Source organism: Clostridium sp. AF34-13, from assembly GCF_003477845.1.
Taxonomy (GTDB): domain Bacteria; phylum Bacillota; class Clostridia; order Lachnospirales; family Lachnospiraceae; genus Butyribacter; species Butyribacter intestini.
Window position 1 is genome coordinate 23,639 of the sequence record NZ_QUEB01000001.1, and the last position, 16,023, is coordinate 39,661.

The 16,023-nt window shown below is 33.1% G+C and carries 12 protein-coding genes; 11 read left to right on the forward strand and 1 reads right to left on the reverse strand.

The window, feature by feature from the left end; genetic code table 11:
* Positions 1 to 318 precede the first annotated feature (318 nt).
* From DWZ63_RS00085 to DWZ63_RS00100, 4 genes are all read left to right on the forward strand, one after another.
* Positions 319 to 2,106, forward strand: a complete 1,788-nt coding sequence (locus DWZ63_RS00085) for an ABC transporter ATP-binding protein (protein WP_055944029.1) — start codon at positions 319 to 321, stop codon at positions 2,104 to 2,106.
* 102 nt (positions 2,107 to 2,208) lie between these two features.
* Positions 2,209 to 3,990 (forward strand): ABC transporter ATP-binding protein, encoded by a 1,782-nt coding sequence (locus tag DWZ63_RS00090; RefSeq protein ID WP_118498124.1) that lies wholly within the window; start codon positions 2,209 to 2,211, stop codon positions 3,988 to 3,990.
* A 210-nt stretch (positions 3,991 to 4,200) separates the two neighbouring features.
* Positions 4,201 to 6,132, forward strand: a complete 1,932-nt coding sequence (locus tag DWZ63_RS00095) for an alkaline phosphatase family protein (protein WP_055944022.1) — start codon at positions 4,201 to 4,203, stop codon at positions 6,130 to 6,132.
* A gap of 35 nt (positions 6,133 to 6,167) precedes the next feature.
* Positions 6,168 to 7,655 carry a glycosyltransferase family 2 protein gene (locus tag DWZ63_RS00100; protein WP_118498126.1) on the forward strand — a complete coding sequence of 496 codons (1,488 nt, stop codon included), beginning with the start codon at positions 6,168 to 6,170 and terminating at the stop codon, positions 7,653 to 7,655.
* 55 nt (positions 7,656 to 7,710) lie between these two features.
* Here the strand turns inward: DWZ63_RS00100 and DWZ63_RS00105 are convergent, their stop codons facing one another.
* A complete protein-coding gene (locus tag DWZ63_RS00105) occupies positions 7,711 to 8,565 on the reverse strand; it encodes a hypothetical protein (RefSeq protein WP_118498128.1) in 855 nt (284 codons plus the stop codon).
* A 281-nt stretch (positions 8,566 to 8,846) separates the two neighbouring features.
* On the opposite strand from DWZ63_RS00105, the gene DWZ63_RS00110 reads away from it, so the two are divergent.
* From DWZ63_RS00110 to DWZ63_RS00130, 7 genes are all read left to right on the forward strand, one after another.
* Positions 8,847 to 9,347 (forward strand): GreA/GreB family elongation factor, encoded by a 501-nt coding sequence (locus DWZ63_RS00110; protein ID WP_055944013.1) that lies wholly within the window; start codon positions 8,847 to 8,849, stop codon positions 9,345 to 9,347.
* A gap of 46 nt (positions 9,348 to 9,393) precedes the next feature.
* Complete coding sequence (locus DWZ63_RS00115; RefSeq protein WP_118498130.1) at positions 9,394 to 11,124, forward strand: methyl-accepting chemotaxis protein; 1,731 nt, start codon at positions 9,394 to 9,396, stop codon at positions 11,122 to 11,124.
* Positions 11,125 to 11,432: 308 nt separating this feature from the next.
* Entirely contained in the window at positions 11,433 to 11,561 is a 129-nt protein-coding gene (locus DWZ63_RS16085) for a hypothetical protein (RefSeq protein ID WP_279217352.1), read from the forward strand.
* Between the two features lie 99 nt (positions 11,562 to 11,660).
* Positions 11,661 to 11,831 (forward strand): hypothetical protein, encoded by a 171-nt coding sequence (locus DWZ63_RS15570; protein ID WP_182431399.1) that lies wholly within the window; start codon positions 11,661 to 11,663, stop codon positions 11,829 to 11,831.
* A 418-nt stretch (positions 11,832 to 12,249) separates the two neighbouring features.
* On the forward strand, positions 12,250 to 12,675 hold the full coding sequence (locus tag DWZ63_RS00120; RefSeq protein ID WP_118498132.1) for a hypothetical protein: 426 nt from the start codon (positions 12,250 to 12,252) through the stop codon (positions 12,673 to 12,675).
* Positions 12,676 to 12,777: 102 nt separating this feature from the next.
* Positions 12,778 to 13,461 (forward strand): ABC transporter ATP-binding protein, encoded by a 684-nt coding sequence (locus DWZ63_RS00125; RefSeq protein ID WP_118498133.1) that lies wholly within the window; start codon positions 12,778 to 12,780, stop codon positions 13,459 to 13,461.
* On the forward strand, positions 13,454 to 15,895 hold the full coding sequence (locus DWZ63_RS00130; RefSeq protein WP_118498135.1) for an FtsX-like permease family protein: 2,442 nt from the start codon (positions 13,454 to 13,456) through the stop codon (positions 15,893 to 15,895). The genes DWZ63_RS00125 and DWZ63_RS00130 overlap by 8 nt, the downstream gene beginning before the upstream one ends.
* Positions 15,896 to 16,023: the final 128 nt, after the last annotated feature.

Below are 16,023 nucleotides of genomic sequence, written 5' to 3' on the forward strand. Positions count from 1 at the left end.
TGGAAAATAAAATTTTCTCGCTGTTCGTTTCACTCATATAATTTTCAGCAAAAATAATTGTATGCAAGCATACATTATTTTTACTTAGAAAATTGCATTCATTTGTGTGTACAAAAATGCCGACTAACACTATTTGTTATATCTGCACAATTTAATCAAGATTTATGATAGTTTCGCAAATACCTAAATATAATTAAGAATATAAGGAGGGTAGTGATTTACCCTCTTTATATAAGATTAAAATCGTGTACGCACACGAAAAAAATATAAAAATTTATCTTATCATTAAATAGAAATGAAATAAGGAAAGGATTAAGAATGGATGCGATAAAATTTGGTTTTAAATACTGGAAAAAGTACATAGTGGCGGCGGTTGTCCTGCAATTTGTGAGTTTTCTTGCAATTATTGCGGATTTGCTGATTCCGTTTGTGTCGGAGCTTTTTGTTGATTTTGTTATTATGGATAACGACAATAAGGCGAGTGGAGTTTTTGCATTTTTGATTGATGGAGATTACGGAAAAAGGCACAGTTTTGAATTGTTTTTTAATATTGCGATGGTGTTTGTCGGACTTCTTGTTTTCAGACTTGTTTTTATATATATCAAAAACACAATGTTTGAAAAGTATGCGTTGAAGTTTGAGACGGATTTACGAATTGTAACTTTTGATAAGCTGATGGAACTTGACAGCCAGACTGTATCTGAGTACAACACGGGTGAACTTTTAACTACGCTTCATACTGACACGATTATGATGAAAGACCTGTTTGGAAGAATTATTCCGGGAATGTTTGACAGTATGTTTGTGTTTGGTGCGTGTATAATATTGCTTACATCGATAAATATCACACTGCTTATAATTCCGGTTATACTTGCACCATTTTTTGTTGTGGCACTTTTGAAATTTAGGAAAAAGGCTCAGAAAAATTACAGAGCCATAAGAACCAGCAACAGTAATATGAATCTTACAGTTCAGGAAAATATAGAGGCTGTCCGTCTTGTAAGGTCATTTACAAATGAGGGAAGGGAAAAAGAGAAGTTTGATAAATCAAATATGAACATGAAACAGTCATATATAAATCAGGTTAAACTTTCGGCAGGTTTTGAGGTTATATTTAGTTCGATAAAACAGGTTGCTTATATTGGAACTATCGCATTATGTGCATTGCTTGTTATAAAGGGTGAGATGCTTGTAGGATTTTTGGTTGCAGCGTCAGGTTATGTCATGAAAATAATGGATCATGTATCACAGATAAACAATCTTCTCTTTCAGATGCAGCAGCAGATTGTTGCAGGGGATAAGATAATGAGGTTTATGGATTGTAAGACAAAGATTAAGGATGGCAAAAAAACTGCAAAAGATATAGATAAGCCTGATATAGAGTTTGAAAATGTTACATTGGAACTTGGCGGGAAAAAGGTTCTTGACAATATAAATCTTTCGATTCCTTATGGCAAAAAGGTCGGTATTGTCGGAGCAACGGGAAGCGGAAAGAGTATTTTATTAAAATCAATAGTAAGGATAAATGATGTAAATGACGGTCAGATAAAAATGAACGGAACAAATGTCAAGGAGTATAAAACAGCGGAGCTTAGGGAAAAAATCTCATATGTTTTTCAGGATGCATTCTTATTTTCAAATACCATTGACAGTAATATTGCATTTGCAAACCCTGATGTTGATGAGAGCAGGGTGAGGGAATGTGCAAAAAGAGCAATGGCAGATGATTTTATAAATGAACTTTCTGACGGCTATCAGACGATAGTAGGTGAAAAAGGATTTGGTCTTTCAGGAGGTCAGAAACAGAGGGTTTCTATTGCCAGGGCAATGCTAAAGGATGCACCGGTATTTGTATTTGATGATTCAACAAGTGCACTTGATGCAGAGACAGAAAGAAAACTTCTTGAAAATTTGAGGACATATTATAAGGAAAGAACTATTCTTATAGCGGCACACAAAATGTCATCCGTTGTCGATTGTGACGAGATAATTTATCTCAGCAATGGAAAAATTGTTGAGAGGGGCACCTTTGATGAACTGATGGAGCTTGACGGACATTTTGCTGGTGTGTATAAGACGCAGATGGCAAAGCAGACGGTGGCATAAATGATATGCGAAACTTATGATTTGCTAAGAAGTTAGTATATTGAAAGTTTCGCAAATATTTTTGAGAAATTAGTTGGGATTTGATTATAACGGAGGAATTTAATGGCTAAGAGGAATACATATTTTGAGGATGAGGTTGTTCATAAAAAAATTGATATTAAGCAGTTTGGCAGGATTTTAAAATATATAATGCCGTATAAGCATATATTTATCATTGTTTGTGTGCTTATGCTTGTTTCAGCGTGTACTGCATTGCTGCCGCCGATGCTGCTTAGATATGTTATAAATGATGTTGTTGTTGAAAAAAGTATGGCTAAGCTTTTTTATGTTGTGTGTGGTCTTGTTTTTCTGGCTGCGACGGATATAGGGCTTACTTATGCACAGCAGCGTATGATGGGACAGATGGGGCACAGTGTTATTGCGGATATGAGAAAGGATATTTTTTATAAATTGCAGGAACTTCCTTTTGAGTATTTTGACAACAGACCTGACGGAAAGATTGTTGTGCGTGTCACTGATTATATAAATGACCTTGCAAATTTCTTTACGAATTATGTCGTGATGTTTCTTGTCTATCTTGTAAAGATTGTCATTGTTACGATATTTATGCTCTCACTCAGTCCGGAGCTTACGATTATTGTCGTGTGTACGGTAGTTCCTATGATGGCTCTTGTGTTCTTGTTGAGATATAAGATAAGAAGGAGATTTGCATGGCACAGGGCGAAGCTTTCAAACCGTTCAGCTTTTCTTATCGAGACTATCATGGGCGAAAAGATAGTAAAGAATTATAACAGAGTTGAGAAAAATAAGTCGATTTATGAGGATTTGCATAATCAGAGTGTCAATGTATGGTGGGGAATTGTCAAATTAAATAACTTAAATACGCCGATTGTTGAAATATTCTGGAATATCGGGACACTTTGTCTTTACGGAGTTGCACTTTATCTTATATTAAATGGAAGCAGCCAGGTAGATGCAGGTACGGTTGTTGCGTTTATAAGCTATATGGGACTTTTCAGCGGACCACTCACACAGATAGCGATAATAATTCAGCAGATGGCACAGGTAAGCTCAAATCTTGAGCAGGTGTTTGATACGATTGATTATGAAGTGCAGATAAAAGATGAGGAGGGCGATGTATCGCTTGATAATGTAAAAGGTCAGGTTGATTTTGACAATGTGACTTTTTCATATGAGGATGATATAAATATTCTTGAGAATATGAACCTCCATGTAAAGCCCGGAGAGACGATAGCACTTGTAGGACCGACGGGTGCAGGAAAGACTACAATTATAAATCTTATAACAAGATTTTATGATGTGACCGGAGGTTCAGTAAAAATAGATGGAAATGATGTAAGAAAAGTAACATTGGAGTCACTTAGAGAGGAAGTAGGAGTGCTTATGCAGGATCCTTTCATATTTAAAGGGACTGTTATGGAGAATATAAGATACGGCAGACTTGATGCGACGGACGAGGAGTGCATAGCAGCCGCAAAATATATTTATGCCGATGAATTTATCGGGAGACTGCCACATGGATATGACGAGGAACTCGAAGAGAGAGGGGAGGGACTTTCAGCAGGAGAAAAACAGCTTATCAGCTTTGCGAGGATAATACTTAAAAATCCGTCAGTGATAATACTTGACGAAGCGACAAGTTCGATAGATACGGAAACTGAAAATATGATACAGAAAGCACTTGATGTTATACTGTCAGAAAAAACAGCATTCATAGTGGCACATAGGCTTTCGACGATAAGAAATGCGGACAGGATACTTTATATAGCTGACAAGGGAATTGCCGAGGAAGGAAATCATAGAGAACTTATGGAAAAAAGAGGTCTTTATTATCAATTAAATAGTAGCAATTACATTAAATAATTAAAATAAAAAAGAACTGCTTTGCAAAAAAACGATAAAACAATTAAGATTGAAATAATGCTTGTAATGTGTTATATTAAAATCTGTTTGAAAAAATTTACTTTTTAAGATATGAGTGTGGAAATTTTTTTACACTCAGGATTTGTGTCGGTGTACACTTGAAACAAATTCTAATATGCACAAAAGATAAGTGCAGAAACGGGGAGCATTATGAGTTTATATGGATTTAAAAGAAAACACGGACTTAGTTTTTCGGGTTTGGGAAGCAGTTCTAAAGGCAGCAGTTTTTTGAGATTTATTGCATCACACAAAATTGAGATTCTGATGTTTCTGCCTTTTTTTATCATGGATTTAAGTATCCGTATCATGGGATACAAAATAGATTTTTATCCGGCATATTATATTCAGCCAAATCTTTTTACAATAATATGGACAGGGCTGTTTATTGCATTAGCAAAATATCTTAAGGGGGTTATAGGAAAGATTTTTTACTTCCTTATGTTTATTATAAGTTTTGTGATGTTTCTGACTAATGCTGTATATTATTCTCTCACGAACTTTTATTTTAATTTTTCTCTGCTGGAGCTGGCAAGTGAGGGAAGTTCTTATATAGCTGATACTATAAAAAATACACCGGTTTATGTATATATTCTTGCAATTTTTATATTTGTACTTGCGATTGTGGCGGTAAAAAACATGAAAAAAGGTGAGTGTTTTCAGTGGAAAAAACTTTTAGCTGCAGTTGTAATATTTATATGTCTGCATCTGATTATCCCGGTTACAATGGGAAGCGGAAACAAAAATCTTAAGTGGAACAGCTTTAAAAAAGCAAGAAATGTTTATAATGAATTTAGTGATACAAATAAGAGTATGAAAGTTGCCGGACTTTATGAATATACTTTAAGAAATTTATATATAACTTTTTTAAAGCCAAAGGAAAAGATAAGTGACAGTGACAGAAAATTCCTTAAAAACATATATGAGGCGAAAGATGAGAAAAAGCCAAATAAATATACCGGTATGCTAAAAGGAAAGAATGTGATTTTTTTGCAGCTGGAGGGTATGGATGAATGGCTTCTGACAAAGAAGAACACACCAAATCTATATAAACTCAAGAATGAGTCCATTGATTTTACGGATCACTATTCTATTTATACCGGAGGTGGTTCGACTTTTAATTCAGAGTTTGCTGTGAATACAGGTTTTACGACACCTATTTCATATAATGAAAATGTATATACATTTAATAAGAATACATTCAATAATACCATGGCGAAACTGTTTAAAAAAGAGGGATATGCAGTCAATGCTTTTCATATGAACAGCAGTGAGTTTTATTCCAGAGGAATAAACTATAAGAGCTGGGGTTATGACAATTATTATGGTCTTAAGGATATACTTGACAGTAAAGATAAAAATGACCTTAGTTATGAGCTTGATAGAAAGCTTATTGAGAATAAAACTTTCTATAATAAAATGTTTAAAGGCAGTGAAAGATTTGTTGACTATATTATATCCTATACGCCACATACGCCATTTACGACTGAAAAGGAAGTTGGAAAGCTTGTAGCTGAGATGAAGTATGGAAAAGGAAAAATTCCAAAACTTTCTGAGGAGCAGGTGGCAGATCTTATGGTTGGTGAAACTGATTATATGGTTGGACTTCTGATGCAGGCTTTAAAGGATAATAATCTATATGATAATACAGTTATAGTGGCTTATGCAGATCATTATCTTTATACCATAAATGACAAGTCTGTGCTTGATAAATACAAAGAAACTGATAATAATCTTATAAATCGTACACCATTTTTTATATGGAGCAGTGACATGAAAGCAGAAAAGATTGACAGGACAAATATGCAGATGAATATTTTGCCTACTGTACTAAATCTTTTTGGTATTGATTACAATAGTAACTATTATATAGGTAAGGATATTCTTTCAAATGACTATAGTTCGTTGGCTTTTTTCGCAGATTCAAGCTGGTATGATGGAAATGCGTATGTAGCTGATGGCAAGGTGACTAATGGTGTAGGAATATCTAAAACTCAGATTGAGAAAAAGAGCAGTATTGTGAGTGAACTTATTAAGAAGAATGATCTTACATTAAAATATGACTTTTTGAAAGATTATAAATAAAAAAGATACAAAAGTATTATGGAGTGGAGAGAATAATGAATATTACAAATGTGTTGTTAAGTGTTGGAATTATAGACGATATAGGACATTTTTTAGGCAATATTTATACTCCCAGCCTGTTTTTGTTTACGGCTATCGGGATGTTTATGAAAATATTGAGCATACATAATGTTCCATATATGATAATAGGGCTTTTCTGTACAAGAAAGTTTAAACCGGCTAAGAATAATCACAAATATGCGGTGCTTATTCCGGCTAGAAATGAGGAGCCTGTTATAGGAAATCTTATAAACAGCATAAAAAAGCAGGATTATCCGCAGGAACTCTTAACGATTTTTGTCGTTGCTGACAACTGTACGGATAATACGGCAAAGATAGCACAGGAGCTTGGTGCAATCTGTTATGAGCATAATAATCCTGATGAGAGGACAAAGGGATTTGGTCTTAAATACCTTTTTGAGCAGATTGAAAAAGATTATGGAATACAGTCATTTGAGGGGTATTTTATATTTGACTCTGACAATCTTTTAAAAAGAGATTATATATCAAGAATGAACGATTCATTTGATGCAGGGGAGAAGATAATCACATCATATAGAAGTACAAAAAATCTTACTGAGGGATGGATAGCATCGCTTTATGCAATTCATTGGCTCCGTTCGATAAGACAGCGTCACCGCACAAGATCATTTCTTCATCTTGCTACGAATATTCAGGGTACTGGATTTTTGTTCGCAAATGAGATAGTAAAGGACGGCTGGAAATATACATCACTTACAGAGGACAGATCACTGACAGCCGACTGCGTGGTAAATGGCTATGAGATTTCATATAACAACGATGCGATATTTTATGATGAGCAGCCTACAAGCTTAAAAGTTGCTTTGCGCCAGCGTTTAAGATGGGCTAAGGGACATCTTCAGGCATTTGGGGAAAGTGGCTGGGGATTATTTAAGAATATTTTTATAGATAAAAATACAAAGTGGGAAAAAGACGATACATGGTACAGATTTTTATGGCGTACCATAAGACACAGATTTATGTCGTTTGATACTTTTGCACAGCTTCTGCCCAAACAGATAATTACCGCATTTAAGTGGCTTTTCTGGAATTTATTTTTATTTCCTTTCACCATTTACAATGCAGGCGGACAGATGTATATATTCAGAAACGGTACATGGCTTTCAAAGCTTGTCAGACAGTTCACGGGAAATGTTACCATAAATCTTGAACCGGGATGGAAGTCATATGCGATATGCGTTTTGCTTGTTATATGGATGAGAATTTTTTACAGAATAGGGATGTATCTTGCAAATATATGGATGGCAATATACATATTTATAATAGAAAGAAAACGAATCCAAAAAGTAAGTTTTTGGAAAAAAGTATTATATTGTCTTACATGGCCTATTTATGATGTGATAGAACGCTATGTAAAATACATAGCGCTCTTTAAGAAAGTCGAGTGGAAACCAATACCACACGAAAGTAAGATAACAATAGACGATATTCAGGAAAATTAGTTCCGGAATGAAACAGTAAATTTGGGGACGAATCATCAGATTCTAGGACGAATCGTTAGATTCGTCCTGTAATAGTGATGGTTGTTGTTCCCGGTGCTATACTCCAGGCTCCGGTTGCAGGATCCTGTGTGTATGTGGCAGCGGGAACTGTTATTTTACCGGCAACAGTTTCAAAACTTCCTGTAGTGGCATCATATGTGTAGTTGCCTGTTTCAGCCCATGGTGCAGAGTTGTAAGTCACGGAAATATTGTTGAGAGCCGGTGTAAATACATCCGAGATACTAAGCAGATCCTCAGCAGCAGCGGCAGTATTGCCAAAGTTTTCTATTACAAAAGTATAAGTTATCTGACCGTTTTCTGTAATTGTTGTAGGTGAGAGGGATTTGTTTATACTTAAGTTTGTTCCATTTTCAGTAGAAATTGTTTCAGCAGCCGTAACAGGATTTGCAATATCATTGCCTGATATTGATGCTGTATTTGTAATTGTAGAGTCTGTTGACAAAGGAGCGAAATTGTTTATTTTTGCATCATATATGATAGTGGTATTGCCGCCTGCGGGAACAGTTATATTTGAAAAAGCAAGTTCAGGAATGGTTGTGGCAGCAGGAGCCGCCTGTAATACACCGTTTATATAGTATTTGACTGAACCCTCAATATAGTCAAGCGGTTTTAAAGTGAGGGCACCAAATGGGTAAGAACCAAGTGTATCAGTGATTGTAAGACCTGATATTGCTGCCTGACTTGAATTTAATAGACTAAGGACATAAGTTATGGTGCTGTTGGCGTTGTAAGTCGGTACAATGGCTGTTTTTGTTGCTGTTAAGGCTTCGATGATTTCTCCGGTAGTGATGTTTGAAACTGTTGATGTTCCATTGTGTGAAAGGGTAGCCTGATTAAAAAAGAGTGCCATAAATTTTCTTCCTGTATATAAATAAAATTAAAGAAGATATATTGCAAAAAGTTGTAATACTCTACTTTTAATAAGAATATATTCATGATTTTTTTGTGTGTTACATAAAACAGATTTTGATTGATTGATTTTGTTATGTGGTGAAATGCATTTGAGATTTGCATTGTTGTCCGGCAATGAATTGTTACCAAAAAGTTTAACAATATATAAAATACTATAGTTTTTTCTAAAAAATAATGTTAATATATGTATATGATAAAAAGATTGAAGGAGATGTTTTCGTGTATGACAGATTGACCAGAAAAGATGTTGAAAAAATGAAGAAGGAGGTGGAAGAAAGAAAACTTGTTGTCAGAAAACAGGCACTTGAGGATGTTAAAGAGGCAAGAGCACAGGGAGACTTGAGTGAGAATTTTGAATATAAGGCAGCAAAGCAGTTCAAAAACAGAAATGAGAGTCGTATCAGGTATCTTGAAAAGATGATAAAAACTGCAAAGATTATTGAAGATGATTCTGATGAAAGTCAGGTCGGATTAAATGATTCTGTTACTATTTACATAGAAGAAGATGATATGGAAGAATGTTTTAAGATAGTAACGACTATAAGATCTGATGCGATAAACAATATGGTAAGCATTGAGTCCCCGATAGGAAGAAGTCTTATGAAGCACAAGGTTGGAGACAGAGTGTATATAAAAATAAATGATTCAGATGGTTATTATGCTGTTATCAGAAATATTGATAAGAGTGATGATGAATCAGAAAAAATAAGCAGTTATTAAGAGAAGACTATAGATAAGAACAGACTATAGAGAAAGAGGTAATATTATGAGTATGAAGTTTAGGAGTGTAAGGATTTATCTTGTGATTCCGGTATTGATACTTGGAATATGCAGTATGGTGTCACTTGCAATGACAGGTGTTTCGCTAAGGAGTGTGAGTAATGTAAGTAAAAATATAGCTCAAAAGCAGATAAACAGTGTAAGCTGTCTTGATGCAGTCAAATCAAATGTTATCGAGATGCAAAAGGAAGTAATGTCATATTGTCTTATCACTCAGGATTCACAGCGTGAAAGTGTTGTCAAGAACATAACCAGATTAAAGAATGATACAGAATCATATCTTAAAAAATTGAATACCATGCTCCAGTCGGATGAACTGGAAAAACAGCTTGATACATTAGAAGCTAATTACCGGACATATGAAAAAAAGGTCGATGAGATACGAGAGATTGCTTCGACAGATGCTATGACAGCACTTGAGGATGCAAACAGAACACTTGGCAAATATGGTACTGTTGTTGAAAGTATGGCAGATAAAATGATAGCATCAAATGATAAGATAACAAAATCACAGGTAAGAGATTTTTCGGCTAAGAGTTCACAGGCAAATTTAGTTACCACAACTGCATTTATCATGGTTATTATAATTATAATAGCAGTAGTATTATGTATTGAGCTTATTGTCATAAAACCGTTAAAAAAGATAGACAAAGAACTTGGTGTTATAATAGATGAGATAAATCAGGACAGAGGAGATCTCACAAAGAGAATAAACATTAACAGAAAAGATGAAATTGGCAAAGTTGCGACAAATATCAATGTATTTATAGAAAAACTTCAGTCTATAATGCAAAAGATAACATCAAATTCAAAACAGCTTGATGAGACTGTAGGTAATGTTGTGGGTAAAGTAAATACGGCGAATGGAAGTGCCTGTGATATATCTGCTGTTATGGAAGAACTTTCAGCTACAATGGAAGAGGTTGCCGCAACGGTTAAAAATATAGATGAAAATACTGCTGTTGCAAATACTAAGGTTGACAAGATGACGATTGAGACAGGCAATGTAGTAGATTATTCCAATGAGATGAATGAGAGAGCGATAAAGCTTCAGGAGACTGCTCAGGCAAACAAGGATGAGACAACTAAGATGGTAGGCTCTATTATCGAAGAACTTAAGAATGCGATGAAAGAAAGCAAAAAGGTTGAAAAAATATCACAGCTTACCTCAGATATTTTAAGTATATCAAGCCAGACAAATCTTCTTGCGTTAAATGCCTCTATCGAGGCTGCAAGGGCGGGCGAGGCAGGAAAAGGCTTTGCGGTTGTTGCAGATGAGATAAGAGAGCTTGCAGAATCCAGCAGAAATACGGCAAACAACATTCAGGAGATAAATGAGATGGTTATCTCAGCAGTTGAAGGTCTTATTTCATCATCAAATAAGATTGTTGATTATGTAGATGAAACGATACTTCCTGATTATGATGATTTTGTATCCAGTGGTAAGCAGTATAATGATGATTCAACTCATATAAAAAATATAATGGATGAGTTTACCGGATTGTCTAATGATATGCAAAAGACAATAAAATCTATGGTCGATGCCATAAATGGAATTACTAAGGCTGTAGAGGAAAGTGCTGATGGAGTGACAAGTGCAGCCATGAGCGTTGATTCATTAGTTGCAGATATGAATGATGTAAACAAAGAAATGGATACAAATCAGAATGTATCTGACAAACTCAGAAAAGAAACTGAGTGCTTTGTAAAGCTTTGATAATGATGCATGAGTTAAAACAGATAATGGTATGATGGTTCGTAACATAAGTAGGGCAGAATACATTTTGAAACAAACATCATGAAATAATGATAAATAAAAAAGCGATGACAGATTACAAAAGTAAAATGTCACCGCTTTTTTGATACATAAGCACAAAATATTCTCACGGATAGCACATTTAAAAATATTATGCCATAATTAAATTGTCTCAAAATTGGAAATATTCACTCCAATAATCCTGAAGTTTCTTATTCAATAATGGAGCTGTTTACTACAAAATTACACAAAGTGAGGAGAAAATAAATATGGCAAATAAAAAATTATACTATGATAAAATTTATGACCTTGTCATGCAGTGTCGTAAGAGCGGTTTGTCAGATAAGCAATGGTGTATTAATAATGATATTGCACCAAGTACATTTATTGGTGGATAAAAAAGCTCGGACAGCAGGCCTGCTATGAGATACCAGAACGCAGTTTCAAATGTAACACTAATATAGTTACTGAAAAAACAGGATGTTGTCTGTGTAAATGTGTTACCAGAAGCAACAGAAAACATAACATTGTTTATGGAAACAAATGATACACAGATGGCACATATTATGTTTAAATATAAAAATGCAAGCATAACATTACAGGATGATTTCAATAATGGATTTTCAGCAAAAATAAGTAGTGATACAGGTAAGATAATGAATGTATAAGGTAAAGGAAAATCTGCTAAAAATGTATAAAAAAGCCATAATAACAAAAAGTGCAAGAGCTGTATATCGTTTTTTATGCTGTTAAGTGCTATTAAAAGTATATTTTTTAATGTATATAAAATAATTGTAAGTTCTAATATATAGTTGAACATATGTCCGAAATTATCTGCTGTAATATTCATAACATACCCCATATCTTTCTGAATAAATACACTAAAATAATTATAAAATACAGTTTTATGGATAACAATGTAAGGATATAATAAATATTGTTTGAAACAATATTTTGATTATAAAATAACTTGACAAAAAATGTTTTGTATGATAAAGTTTGAATGAAACAAATATACAGCATAAAATATATGTTTAAATTATATGCTGAACACCGAAATATAACAGAGTGGAGGAAGATATATATATGATTAAAAATGTGAAAAAAGGTATTGTGGTAGCAAGTATTATAGCTATTTTAGGAGGAAGTACAGCAGCATCGGCTGCAAATAATTTCAGATTTAGCATGGTCAGTAATGTTATAGGGAAAAAGGAATTTAATCTTAAAAATAAAACTACAAATTGTGAAAGTAAGGCTTCGACATATAGATATAATACAGAAAATCTAGTTGATTTTGTTGGAAAATATTCTGTTGATTTAGATGGAAATGGTTTTTTAAAGAAAGATTATAAAGGAAGTTATAAAAAAGCAGATGGAAAAGTACATACAACAGGTTATGGAAAAATAAATAAAAATACATATACGGTTAATGTAGGTGTAGATCCAAGATGTAACCTGATACCACAAGGTGGACAGATTAAAGGAGAAGGGGAGATAAAACAGGCAAATTAAGTAACACTATTTTGTTAGATATTTGATAAAATTTGTAAATTTAAATATTAGCTCCGGTCAAAAGCCGGAGCTTTAAAGTAAAGTATAATACGGGGGGAAATAATGATAAAAAAGGATGAAATAATATTGTCATGTGATGATATTTCAAAATCATATGAAAACGGAAATTCTAGAACAAATGTATTGAAGCATGTAAGTATTGAGATAAAAAATGAATCTGTCAATTTGATATATGGAAAGAGTGGTAGTGGAAAAACAACACTTCTAAATATTCTTGCCGGTATTGATAAGGCGTCTCAGGGAAATGTTTATTATTGTGGGAAAAGATATGGCTCTATGGGAGAGAGTAAATTGGCAAAGCTGAGAGGAAATAATTTTGGTTTTGTGTTTCAGGGATATCATTTAATACCACGCATAAGTGTAGAAGAGAATATTTTGTGTCCTGCTTATATTAATGGAAAGAATTATGACAGAGAATATTATGCGTATCTGTTACAGGAATTAGGAATAAATAAATTGACAAAGAAAACATCATATCAATTATCTGGTGGGGAACAACAGCGTGTAGCAATAGCACGAGCGATGCTTTTAAAACCAAAGATTGTGTTTGCAGATGAGCCGACCGGAAATCTTGATTCTGAAAATACCATGATAATAACGGAATTATTTAGTAAACTAAACAAAGAATATAAAACCACTTATATAATAGTTACACATGAAGAAAATCTCATGGAGAATTGTACTCAGACAATTCGCATAAAGGATGGTGAGATTACAGTTGAATAAAAAAATAAAAAAACAAATTAAGTTAATAGGGGTGCTTATTGGCAATGAAAAAAAGCTGATGCTTTGTAGTTTTGTTTCTGTTATTGTAGGATTTACATTTATGTTTATGGTTAGTTCGCTTAGTGGAACTATTATAAAGACAAAGCAGGATAATACAGTAAACAAATATGGAAAATTTCTTATGGTTTTACCGGATATTGATAATGAAAGTGAAAAAGAAATAAAACAAAAATGTATTGATTTTAAATATGAACATTTTGGAGTGGTTGGAAATGTAGAATATGCAAACAAAAAAATAACTATTGGAACGATGACAGAAGATATGGGTGCGACACTTGCTTTTAAATTGATTAAAGGAAAATGGGTAAAAGGATCTGATCAGATTGTTGTCGAAGAATATTTACTTAAGTTATTTGGAAAAGAAAATACACAATTACCTTTTGATATAAAATTAAAAAAGGATGGCAGATTTATAAATTATAAGGTTACGGGAGTTATTTCAAATTATTCATCAGTTATATCAACATCATATGACAAAGAGTTGGAAACAAAAGTATATCCGTCAATTATATGTGGACAGAAAAATGATAAAGATGTAAAAAACTCTTTAGTTATTTTGCAGAAAAAACTTGATTTTAAAAAAGCAAAGAGTGATATAGAAAATGTCTTATTTCAAAACATTTCCGAAGAGGCTATATGTGCTAATGAAAAACTACATTGGCATGGATATAGTGATAATGAAGATATGATAAATATAAATATTTGGTATCCTATCTTACTGGGAATAATGCTATTATTAGAGCAGGCTGTAGTGATAAGAGCATTTGTTATTCGCAATCAAAATACATTTCATTTATTTCAGGTATTAGGAATGACAACAAAAGAAATAAAAAGACTTTTCTTTTATATAATGCAGATATTTATATGGTTTGGAGTGCTGACAGGATATATATTATCAGTGATTATTGGCAACACATATATAAGTAATGTTTTTGGGGAATATGGCAGATATTATCTAAGCTCATTAAATAATAATGTTTTGATAATGATGATTGTATTTGCAATGATTTCAATATGTAGTTATTTTATACTTATGGGAATAGAACAGCATTCCAGGTTATTTTCTAATAATAATTTTAGAAAAAACAGAAAATACAGATTTAGAAAAATAGATATAAGCATTATTATTGTTCAGACAGTATGTATTTTTTTTACGATTGCATCGTTTTATTTTATGAATACTTTTAGTTGTAAATCAGAAAATATTGAGTATTATTTGTGTAGCAAAAGTGAGGCAAGTGCATATCCGTTGAGGGGGTATTATATAGAGACAGATGGAGAAGAGTATTTTGGGTTTGATGTTTTAAATGTATTTGATAAGTATAAGGATAAAATAAGTATGTCCATCGAAGCGGAAACAAAGCGATGTTCAATATTATTGGATAAAAATAATGTAGATGAGTATTTTAAAAATTATATAAAAGAAAACAGATTGTATTCTTTAGATGAAAGTGATGCCGAAACTAAAGAAAAAAATAATAGATTGTGGAAACAGGTTTCGGTTAAAACAGAAAAGTACAAGCCGGTATCAGATAATGTGCTTGTGACAGTTTTAAGAGAAAAAGAATTTAAAGACTTTGTGAAAAAGAAAGAAATTAAAAATACATGTTTTGAAAACAATAAATCAAAATCCTGTATAGTTATTTTGCCGGACTATAAAGAGATAGCAAGTCCGTCAATTAAAGAAAATGGGATGATACGGCTCGGGGGAATAAGAGGTGATGAGAAAAAGGTAAAGTTTTATTCAGAAAAATTTAATGTTGGTGCTGTGCTTAGTGGAAGTAGTGAAGAGTACAATGGCATAGAAATAGTTATGGATGAGAAAACAGCTATAAAAAGCAGAACGGTTTTGGGATGTAACACAATAACAATAGAAATGAAAAAAGACGCACCGTTATTTATACAAAAAGAAGTGGATAAAAATGTTATGTTTACAATGGCATCAATACAGGGAGGCTTGTTAGATTCTTCAGAAAACAGAGAAAGTGATGATAAGCTGATGGCAGCTTATACATCAGTTCTAAGTAATACAATATTGCTGTTTTGTGCAATTATCATATGTATCTATATTAATTTGAGTATTTATATAGATTGGGAGAAACACAGATATGAATATGGGGTATTGCGAAGTTTTGGAATGAGTTATGCTCAGTTACAGAGAAAAGTATTTTTTAGATATAGCAGTAGCATTTTGTTTGCGTGTGCTTTAAATATGTTTTTAGGAAAATATGCATTTACAAATGGGACATTGACAAGCAGGCAAATAATTGTTTCTGTCGGATTGACCGTAGGAATTACTTATGTTTGCAGGCTCATATCATATTATAGAAAAAAAGATGAAACAGTAAGTCGGATGTTGAGTGAAGGGGAGTAGAAATAAATCGAAAGATAGATAAAGACAAAAAATAACTTAGCATAAAGAGTAAATAATATTTATGCTAAGTTATTTTAGAATATACGCCTGAGTTTTTTGTGCTTGCTTTGATGCATGATAAATCAGGC